At 51.2% G+C, this 4,404-nt stretch carries 3 protein-coding genes; 2 read left to right on the top strand and 1 reads right to left on the bottom strand.

Going from position 1 to position 4,404, the window contains the following annotated elements:
* Both PKX57_RS11410 and PKX57_RS11405 read left to right on the top strand, forming a co-directional pair.
* On the top strand, positions 1-1,007 hold a 1,007-nt coding region (locus tag PKX57_RS11410), incomplete at its 5' end, for an ABC transporter ATP-binding protein (RefSeq protein ID WP_472417420.1).
* Complete coding sequence (locus tag PKX57_RS11405) at positions 1,004-2,197, top strand: oligopeptide/dipeptide ABC transporter ATP-binding protein (protein WP_213921136.1); 1,194 nt, start codon at positions 1,004-1,006, stop codon at positions 2,195-2,197. The genes PKX57_RS11410 and PKX57_RS11405, both read left to right, overlap by 4 nt.
* 26 nt (positions 2,198-2,223) lie before the next feature.
* Here the strand turns inward: PKX57_RS11405 and priA are convergent.
* The coding region (gene priA, locus PKX57_RS11400) for a replication restart helicase PriA (protein ID WP_472417418.1) at positions 2,224-4,404 on the bottom strand (2,181 nt) is incomplete at its 5' end.

Here is a 4,404-nt window from a genome sequence, read left to right as displayed (position 1 = left end):
AAAACGCACTTTTACAGGTGAAAGATCTAAGAACCTATTTTCATACAGAAGACGGTATAGTGAAAGCGGTAGACGGCGTCACTTTCGATGTTTATTCCGGCGAAACGCTCGGGATAGTCGGTGAATCCGGTTGCGGAAAGAGCGTCACTTCCCTTTCGGTGATGAGACTTCTGGATGAAAAGGGCGAAATCGCCGGCGGAAAGATCATCTTCGAAGGTAGAGACGTGATGGCCATTCCCGAGTCACAGATGATGAAGATCAGAGGAAACGACATGGCCATGATCTTCCAGGAACCCATGACGGCTCTCAACCCGGTCTTTACGGTTGGTTTTCAAATAATGGAGGCCATTCTCCTTCACCAGGATGTCAACAAGGAACAGGCTAGAACGATGGCGATAGATATGCTTCGCAAGGTCGGTATTCCCGAACCGGAAAAGAGGGTTGACGAGTACCCTCACGAACTCTCCGGAGGAATGAGACAGAGAGCCATGATAGCCATGGCGCTTTCCTGCAATCCGAAACTCCTCTTCGCGGATGAGCCCACCACGGCTCTGGATGTGACCATTCAGGCGCAGATTCTCGAGCTCATGAAGTCGCTTCAAGAACAATACGGCATGGCTCTGGTGATGATTACGCACGACCTTGGAGTGATAGCGGAGATGGCCCAGAGAGTCGTTGTGATGTACGCCGGAAAGGTAGTGGAATACGCCGAAGTCCTAACGCTCTTCAAAAAGCCAAGGCATCCTTACACCTGGGGTCTAATGAACGCGATCCCCAAACTCGATGAGGACAAAGAGGTTCTCTACAACATACCCGGTGTCGTTCCCGACCCTCTAGATTTTCCGGATGGTTGCAGATTCAACACCAGATGTCCGCTAGCGACCGACAAATGCAGAAAAGAAGAGCCGCCCCTGGTGGAAGTAGAAGAGAACCACACATCGGCCTGCTGGTACGTGGATAAACTCGTCGAAATGATCAAAGTATCTAGGGCAGGTGAGGGCGCATGAGTAAAATAACCGATAGTAGACTACTTCTAAGGGCCGACCGGCTGGTGAAACACTTCCCGGTAAGGGCCGGCGTTTTCAGAAGGGTAGTGGCACAGGTCAAAGCCGTCGACGATATCAGTTTCGATGTTTACGAGAAAGAGACTCTCGGACTCGTCGGAGAATCCGGTTGCGGTAAAACCACGGCTGGTATGTCGGTTTTGAGGCTTTATGAGCCGACTTCCGGTAGAATAATCATGGAAGGGGAAGATACGACCTACTATTTCATGCCCGCTCTGAAAGCCCAGAAGTATATAAGAGACATATACATCGACCGATTCACCGAGTTGAAAAGCAAGGGTGGATCGGCCGAGGCTGCGATTCAATCGTTTCAAAACGATTTCGATAGAAAGATAGCCGAAAGATACTTCAAAGAATTCAACGAAGACCGGAACGCCTTCGTGAGAAGTATGCTTTCGAACCGCGAAGAGAAGAGAAAGGCCTTCAGAAGAAACGCGCAGATCATCTTCCAGGACCCCTTTTCTTCGCTCAATCCCAGAATGCGGGTCAGGAACATCATCGGGGAGGGTGCCAGGATCCACGGGCTGGCAACTGGAAGCGACGTTCTGGACAAAGTCGCCGATATTATGACGAAAGTCGGTCTCTCCAAGGATCACATGTCCAGATTCCCGCACGAGTTCAGCGGGGGACAGAGACAGCGTATAGGGGTCGCCAGAGCCTTGATTCTAAATCCCAAACTCATAGTCTGCGACGAAGCCGTCTCGGCCCTTGACGTCTCGATTCAGGCCCAGATTCTCAATTTGCTGAACGACCTTCAGAAAGAATTCGGCCTTACCTATCTCTTCATCGCTCACGATCTTGGCGTTGTGAAACACGTCAGCAGGAGGGTGGCCGTCATGTACCTCGGAAAGGTAGCGGAACTTGCCGACAAGAAAAAACTATTCGACGATCCTCTACACCCTTACACCGTATCGCTGATGTCGGCCATTCCCGAGGCCAACCCGGAGAAGAAAAAGCAAAGGATCATCCTCCAGGGCGATGTCCCCAGTCCGATCAATCCTCCTTCCGGCTGCAGGTTCCATCCACGCTGTCCCATAGCCAAAGAAATCTGTGCCAGAGAGGAACCCCAGTTGCAGGATGTCGGAGGTGGACATTTCGTCTCCTGCTTCTTCCCCGGACAGCTGAAAAGGTAGAAGACCGGTACGATAGAATAGATCTATCAAAGCATTCCGCCGATTCCGTTCACTATTGTCTGAAGTCCGGCGGAATGTTTTTTTATCAGAGGTTGAAGAAAATCAAGCGGACTGTCGTTTTCCAGTTTCAGGACGATCTTTGTTCTGTAAGAACTCTTGACCTTCGAGAGAAGCGGAACTATGGGGCCGAAGAGTTCCAGATAAGCATCTTTCGACTTTTCCAGCCCGGCCACCACTTGTTTACCAAGATCAAGGCTTTCTTCCTCTGAATTTCCGGTGCATACGATCTCCACGATCTTGACGAAAGGCGGGTAGCGTAACTCTTTCCTTAGATCCAGCTCCTGTCGGAAGAAACTGTCGTAATCCCTCTCGAAGGCCTTGCTTATAACCCTGTTGCCGGGATTGAAACTCTGAATGAAGGCCCTTCCCTTGCCGGCCCTGCCCGAGCGGCCGCTAACCTGCGCGATGTGCTGAAAGGCAGTTTCAGGACTGTCGTAGCTGGGAAAACTCATAAGGCGGTCGGCATCGATCACCAGCACCATTTCGACGTCGGGAAAGTCGAGCCCTTTCGTGATCATTTTAGTCCCCACTATTATCTGGCTCTTTTTTTGAGAGATGGCCTGCAGAGCCTTTTCGTAGGCGAGCGGATTATCGACGGTTTCGCGATCCATGCGCATTATGCTGACGGACGGAAAGAACTTCTGGAGATCGTTTTCCACTCTCTCCGTACCGAACCCCCGCGCCGAAAGTGTCATCGATCCACAGGTCGGACAGGATCTCGGCACGTGCTGCCTGTATCCGCAGTAGTGACACTTCATGGCGTTGTCGATCTTGTGGTAAGTCAGAGAGACGGAACAATGAGGACAGGTTACGGTTTGACCGCACGTGTGGCAGACCACGTAGTTAGAGAATCCCTTTCTGTGAACGAAGACGAAGACCTGTTTGCCCTGCGAGAGGGTGTTTTCTATCTCTTTGAGCGCCCTTGCGCTTATGATAGGGTTTTTCTCCTCTTTCATATCGATAATCTCGATCACCGGGAAGCTTCCAACCGGCCTGTTTCGGAGCTCCAGCAGATCCATGCCGCCAGTGCTCGCAGCGTAGAAGTGTGTAACTCTGGGCGTCGCCGAGCCGAGAATAATCGGGATATCGAGCAAACGCCCTTTCTTCATGGCCACCTCTACACCGTCGTAAAAAGGCACGCTCTGCTGGTAAAAGCTGGCGTCATGTTCTTCGTCGATTATTATCAGGCCGGTTCTTTTCATGGGAACCCACAGCGAACTCCTTGTCCCGACCAGGATGTCCACGTTTCCCTCGGTGGCGTCGAGCCAGATTCTCTGCCTCTGTCCGGCGGTCATGTAACTGTGGTACTGCCTGATGACTCTACCCGGGAAAGCCCCCCTGACACGCGCCAGAAGCTGGGGAGTCAGGGAAACTTCCGGAACCATTAATAGAACCTGTTTTGCCCTGTTCAGCCAGTACTCCATGACGCTGAAGTACACCTCGGTCTTTCCCGTACCTGTAAGGCCGTAAAGAAGCGATACCCCGTTTCTTTTATCGATCAGTGCTCTGGAGACTTTCTTCTGCTCTTGAGTGAGATCGACGACCGACGGGATAACCCATTGAGAATCGTCTTCCTCTACCTCCTCCATCGAGAGAATTCCCTTCCTGACGAGCGTCTCGATCGGGCTGCGACTGTTCAATCTGAGTTTTTTCTCGAGAACGGAGATCTCCTCGGAGCTGACGGAGAGGAGATAATCGACTATCGACTGCCAGACAGGATTGAGCTCTTCGCGCAGATCTATCAACTTTCTGTTCAAAGAGACTTTTTTGATCTTCCGCTTGCCCGAGACCTTTCGATCGAAACTGTGCATTACCTTTACGTCTCTTGACCTCAGAAGCTCCTGGAGTTTTTCGCTTCTAAACTTTTTCAGGAAGCTGTCTTTAGTCATAGGCAATCCGAGATCGACATCACCGGATATGGCCACCACGTAATCGCTTACCTGAAGCAGTTTTCCCGGTGGGAAGAAGAGATCGAAGACCTTTCCCGGCGGTGCGACGAACTCCTTTGAGGTGTATATGGCCAGTTCAAGATCTGAACCTTTGAGGAAGGGTTCTGGATCTATCTTCTTCGTGATGTTCTTTATTTTGTAAGGCCCCTTCCTCTCTTCAAGAGAAACGACGTAACCTATGGTGTTCCTGCCGGCGAA

This window comes from Mesotoga sp. (genome assembly GCF_035363035.1).
Lineage (GTDB): Bacteria > Thermotogota > Thermotogae > Petrotogales > Kosmotogaceae > Mesotoga.
The sequence above is the reverse complement of the archived record's forward strand: the minus strand, read 5'-3'. Positions and strand labels throughout refer to the sequence as shown.

Coding starts and splice junctions, on each gene's coding strand:
- PKX57_RS11405 (WP_213921136.1), top strand. CDS start 1,004: ATGAGTAAAATAACCGATAGTAGACTACTTCTAAGGGCCGACCGGCTG.